Consider the following 5,118-nt stretch of genomic DNA (forward strand, 5'->3'; position numbering starts at 1 on the left):
GATCTGTATCGTTCACAAATTTAGTGTCCGCTGGAGATCTACTGTGGGAGCGGGCTTGCTCGCGAAGGCAATCTTCAGAGCACTGCAAAAGGTAAAGATTGGCACTGACCGCTCATCGAAACTGTTATTTCTTACAGTTTCGCCTCCTCTACTGCCAACGCTTAATCGGGAACTCAATTCCTGCACAGGCGAAGCGTTCATGGCCGCAATCCACAGCTTCAATTTTCCAGCCAAAACCAAACAAGCAGCTTTAGAGTGTCCAACTGATTTTGACCTTCATGTCAGCGTGGGCGATATCGTCGCGTTTGAAGCACTGCCCGGCCAGTACTGGAAAATCTCCCTGAAGATCTACAAGGTGTTGCTAAATAACACCGTTGAGTACGTGGATTACAAAACGGTCGAAGTAGAAAACCCTTACCCCTGACCCCGCTGGGCCTCAGCCTCTTCATGCGCATGACGCAGCCGTTCGCGGCTGTTGGTCAGGTGCAAACGCATCGCTGCCCGCGCCGCATCGGAATCCTGGCGGGCGATGGCGTCATAAATTTCTTCGTGTTCACGGCTCAGGCGATTCATGTAGTGCTGCTGGTCGTCATGGGCCAGGCGTGCCGAATTCAGCCGCGTGCGCGGAATGATGCTGGTGCCCAGGTGGGTCATGATGTCGGTGAAGTAGCGGTTACCGGTTGCCAGTGCGATTTGCAGGTGGAACTGGAAGTCCGAGGCGACCGCATCGCTGGCATGGGAAGCGCTTTCGTTGAGGGCGTCGAGCGCCGCTCTCATTAAACCCAACTGCTCGGCGCTGCGCCGTTGCGCAGCGAGGCCGGCGGACTCCACTTCGAGACTGATCCGCAGCTCCAGAATCGCCAACACGTCACGCAGGGTGACCACCGTCGCCGGGTCGATACGGAAACCGCTCGGGCTCGGGGTGTCGAGTACGAAGGTGCCGATGCCATGGCGGGTTTCAACCTGCCCGGCTGCCTGCAAACGGGAAATCGCTTCACGCACCACGGTGCGGCTGACGCCATGGGCATCCATGATCGCCGACTCGGTGGGCAATTTGTCGCCGCGCTTGAGGTGACCGTCGCGGATCTGCTCGGACAGCACCGTCACCAATTCCTGTGCGAGGCTGCGGCGCTTGCGAGGGAGGCGTGGTACGTCGATCGGGTTTTCCATGGTGAACATTTGTCTCGAAGATTCGGCTGAAACCACATCATAGCTCAACGCGGTTGTACGATCACCGTCAGCAACATTATCCCCTGTGGGAGTGAGCCTGTGGAGGGGGGCTTGTGGCTCCCACAAGGGGATTTGCGGTGTTTATGCGGTTACGGTCTGGTCCACCAAATGCCCATTCTCGATACGAACATGCCGAGGGTGAAAACGTTTCAAGCTGCTACGGTGCCCGACGCTGACAATGCTCAGCCCTGGCAACTCATCGATCAACGCTTGATACAGTAACGCTTCGTCCTCTTCATCCATCGCCGAAGTCGCTTCGTCCATGTACAGCCATTGCGGTGCATACAGCAGCGCACGGGCAAACGCCAAACGTTGCTGCTCACCGGGCGAGAGCATGCGCTGCCAGTGATTCGCTTCATCCAGACGCGACACCAGGTGCGGCAAACGGCAGGTTTCCAGCACGTGAACGTAACGCTCATGCGGATAGGTATCGCCAGCCTGTGGATAACTCAGCGCCTCACGCAGGCTGCCAATCGGCAAGTACGGCTTTTGCGGCAGGAACAGGTAGCGCGCCGACGGCAGACGAATACTGCCGTGACCCGCTGGCCACAGATGCCCCATCGCACGTAACAAGGTCGACTTGCCGCTGCCGGAACGACCGCTGAGCATTACACGCTCGCCCTCTTCCACCGTCATGTCGGCGTTGGTCAGCAGATGACGACCGTCCGCCAGATCGAGGCCGAGGTTGTGGATTTTCAGTTCATCACCCTGATTCTGTACGTCGATGGCCGGGTGGCGCTCTTCGTTGTCAGTCATGGCCTGACGGAAACTCAACAGACGATCACAGGTGGCGCGCCATGAAGCGAGGTTCTGGTATGCACTGATAAACCAGCTGAAACTTTCCTGAACATTGCCGAACGCCGAACTGATTTGCATCAGTTCACCGAGTTCGATCTTGCCGGCGAAGTAACGCGGCGCGGCGACCATGAAGGGGAAAATGATCGCGGCCTGGCTGTAACCGGCGGTGAAGAACGTCAGGCGCTTGGACACTTTCATGATGTCCCAGAAGTTGTGCCAGACCAATCCGAAGCGGCTGCTCAAGCGACGGTTTTCGTTCGGCTCGCCGTTGTACAACGCAATACTTTCGGCATTCTCGCGAACCCGGACCATGGAGAAACGCAGGTCGGCTTCGAAGCGCTGTTGTTGGTTGTTCAGGCCGATCAAGCGACGACCGATCAAGTGCGTCAGCCAGCTACCGACCACGGCATAGACCAGCACACACCAGAACATATAGCCGGGAATGGTAAAACCAAACACCTCGATACTGCCCGACACGCCCCACAGAATGATCGAGAACGACACCAGGCTGACAACGTTGCGCAGCAAACCAATGCCCAGTTCCAGGGTGTTCGACGTGAAGTTGTTGAGGTCTTCGGAAATCCGCTGGTCCGGGTTGTCGGTGTAGCCGCCCTGCTCCAGCTGGTAGTAGTTTTTGTTGCCGAGCCAACGGGCAAAGTGTTTCTCGGTCAACCAGGCTCGCCAGCGGATGGTTAGCATCTGCGTCAGATAAAGTCGGTAGACCGCGCCGACAATCGCCACGGCCGCAATCGCGCAGAAATACAGAATCAGCTGCCAGAACGCCGCCTCATCCTTGTTTTGCAAGGCGTTGTAAAAATCCTTGTACCAAGTGTTGAACCACACCGAGATGCCCACGCTGATCAGCGACAACGCAATCACCGCGATCAGCAGGGTCCAGGCTTTGACCTTCTCTTCACTTTGCCAGTAGGGCGTGATGATCGCCCAGACCTTGCGGAAAAACTGCCCGCGCACGGCATCGTTGACCGCGGAATATTCAGCGTTCTGATTCATGAATAAGGCTCGATAGGGAAAAGAACACACACGAACCGATCATAGTTGATCGGTTCGGGTTATCGCGAGGGCGGGCGATGATCGTTCAGCGTCCGTTCAGCGGCGGACCGGACGTTTCTGCARTTTGCGCTGCARGGTWCGGCGGTGCATGCCCAGGGCACGGGCCGTGGCSGAGATGTTGCCTTCGTGCTCGGTCARCACGCGCTGAATGTGTTCCCACTGCAAACGGTCCACCGACATCGGGTTTTCCGGCACCAGGGTATCGAGGTCGGCGTGCTCGGACAGCAGCGCTGCCAGCACGTCGTCGGCGTCGGCCGGTTTGCACAGGTAATTGCAGGCGCCGCGCTTGATCGCCTCGACGGCGGTGGCGATGCTCGAATAACCGGTGAGGATCACCACGCGCATTTCCGGGTCAAGCTCAAGCAGCTTGGGCAGCAAGACCAGACCCGAGTCACCGTCCATTTTCAGGTCCAGCGCGGCGTAATCCGGCAGGTCGGCCTGGGCGATGGTCAGGCCTTCTTCGGCAGAGCCGGCGGTGCTGACGCGGAAACCACGGCGGGCCATGGCGCGGGCCATTACGCGGGTGAAGGTTGCATCGTCGTCGACCAACAGCAAATGCGGCAGTTCTTCGCCTTCAACCTGGATATCGTCACTCATGTTCGTCTCCTCGGGCGACACGGGGCAGGCGCAGCTCGGTGAGCGTACCGCCTTCCTCATGACTGTAGAGTTTCACTGAGCCGCCGGCGCGTGTCACGCTGGCTTTGCTCAAAAACAGGCCCAGGCCGAAACCTTTGCCCTTGGTGGTAAAAAATGGTTTGCCGATCTGCTCGGCAATGGCCAGCGGCACGCCGGCGCCGTGGTCGCGGATGCTGATGGTCAGGTCTTCGGCGTTCCAGTCCAGCGTCACTTGCAGCCCTTCGGGGCAGGCGTCCGCGGCGTTGTTCAGCAAATTCAACAGCGCTTGGGTCAAGTCTGGCGGCGGCGCCATGCGCGGCACGGTGCCCTGTCCCAGGCGCTGGAAGCGGTAACTGGCTTCCGGGCGCATCAGATGCCAGCGGTTCAGCGCTTCGTCGAGCCAAACAGTGACGTCCTGCATTTCCACTGCCAAACGGCGATTGGCCTCGGCGGCGCGCACCAGATGCTGCAAGGTTTCTTTGCACAGCTTGACCTGATCCTGCAGAACGCTCAAATCATCCTGCAACAACGGGTCGTGATGGTCCTGACGCATCTCCTTGAGCAATACGCTCATGGTTGCCAGCGGCGTACCCAGCTCATGGGCAGCGCCTGCCGCTTGCGTCGCGACGGCCAGCAATTGCTGATCACGCAGGCCTTCTTCACGACGAATCGCGCGCAGCTCTTCCTGACGGCGCAGTTCCTCAGCCATGCGCGCGGCGAAAAAGGTGATCACCGCAGCGGCCAGCGCGAAGCTCAACCACATCCCGTACACCTGCAGGTTTTCCCGCGCGATCGGGAGAGTTTGCAGTGGATAGAAGCGCACGAGCAGCAAGGTGTACATCGTCAACGCGATACCGGACAGAATCACCGAATAGCGCCAGGGCAACGTCACCGCAGCGATGGTCAGCGGCACCAGGTAATAAGAGACGAACGGGTTGGTCGAACCACCAGTGAAATACAGCAGGGCACTGTGGATGAACAGGTCACAGGCCAGTTGCAGCGCGTATTCGAGCTCGGTGACTGGCCACGACGTGCGCAGTCGAACCGCTGTGAACAYGCACAACAGCGTCGAACACCCGAGGGTCATTGCCAGCGGCACCCACGGCAGCGGCAGCAGGTTGAACCAGTAGGCCAACCCCACGGAACCGGCCTGAGCGGCGAGTACTAAAGTGCGGATGAACGTCAACCGCCAGAGGTTCTGGCGAGTAGCAGAAGTGATTTGAACGGGGGCGAGCATGAGCTCTCCTGATGAGCGCTCCAGGCGGATCGCACGGAGTATAACCAAGCGCGGAGGCTGGCAGGCAAAAGTGCGGCAAAGCGCCACAGCCCTTCAGCCAACACAATGCCCTTGTAGCAGCTGCCGAAGGCTGCGTTCGGCCGCGAAGCGGTCGTAAAACCTGAGAC

5 protein-coding genes are annotated in these 5,118 nt (G+C 59.0%); 1 reads left to right on the plus strand and 4 read right to left on the minus strand.

The window, feature by feature from the left end; all coding sequences use genetic code 11:
- Positions 1 to 424: hypothetical protein (locus AC1DRJ_RS18805; RefSeq protein ID WP_477803475.1), on the plus strand; the 424-nt coding region annotated here is incomplete at its 5' end.
- On the opposite strand, the gene AC1DRJ_RS18810 is transcribed toward AC1DRJ_RS18805, so the two are convergent.
- The 4 genes from AC1DRJ_RS18810 to AC1DRJ_RS18825 form a co-directional block, all read right to left on the minus strand.
- Entirely contained in the window at positions 415 to 1,170 is a 756-nt protein-coding gene (locus tag AC1DRJ_RS18810; protein WP_477803478.1) for a FadR/GntR family transcriptional regulator, read from the minus strand. The two genes, AC1DRJ_RS18805 and AC1DRJ_RS18810, sit on opposite strands and share 10 nt — an antisense overlap.
- Before the next feature lie 141 nt (positions 1,171 to 1,311).
- The gene (locus AC1DRJ_RS18815; protein WP_477803476.1) at positions 1,312 to 3,039 is read right to left on the minus strand and encodes an ABC transporter ATP-binding protein/permease; all 1,728 of its coding nucleotides are present in this window, start codon (positions 3,037 to 3,039) and stop codon (positions 1,312 to 1,314) included.
- A gap of 96 nt (positions 3,040 to 3,135) precedes the next feature.
- A complete protein-coding gene (locus tag AC1DRJ_RS18820; protein ID WP_027924503.1) occupies positions 3,136 to 3,696 on the minus strand; it encodes a response regulator transcription factor in 561 nt (186 codons plus the stop codon).
- Positions 3,689 to 4,951, minus strand: coding sequence for an ATP-binding protein (locus tag AC1DRJ_RS18825; protein ID WP_477803477.1), 1,263 nt, complete (start codon positions 4,949 to 4,951; stop codon positions 3,689 to 3,691). Before AC1DRJ_RS18825 ends, AC1DRJ_RS18820 begins: the two co-directional genes overlap by 8 nt.
- Positions 4,952 to 5,118: the final 167 nt, after the last annotated feature.

It is taken from the genome of Pseudomonas sp. P5_B2 (assembly GCF_056400445.1).